The sequence below is a fragment of the Tritonibacter sp. SIMBA_163 genome (assembly GCF_046535935.1).
GTDB classification, from domain to species: Bacteria; Pseudomonadota; Alphaproteobacteria; order Rhodobacterales; family Rhodobacteraceae; genus Epibacterium; species Epibacterium scottomollicae.
Window position 1 is genome coordinate 1 of record NZ_JAWJBP010000443.1, and the last position, 272, is coordinate 272.

1 protein-coding gene is annotated in these 272 nt (G+C 67.6%); it reads right to left on the bottom strand.

Annotation, left to right across the window (positions count from 1 at the left end; all coding sequences use genetic code 11):
• Positions 1-272, bottom strand: a 272-nt coding sequence (locus tag R0J92_RS23055) for a dihydrodipicolinate synthase family protein (RefSeq protein ID WP_411053381.1), incomplete at both ends; no start/stop codon positions are given.

Here is a 272-nt window from a genome sequence, read left to right on the forward strand (position 1 = left end):
GTGTTTTCGACATCCTGCTTCACCGGCATCAGCGGCAGGCGTGGCGTGGCACAGTCGATGATGCCGCGCGCCTTCAGCGCCACCTTGATGCGCGTGTGCATGTCGACCAGAGGCGGAGCGCCGTAGATCGCCCGCACGATCGGGTGGAGCCGGTCGCTGGCCTGCCGCATCCCGGCAAGATCCAGGTCTTCCGACGCCTGCCAGAGATCGAACAGAAGATCGGGCACGAGGCTCGCGAGGCCGGACAGCAGGCCGTCCGCGCCGACTGCGAG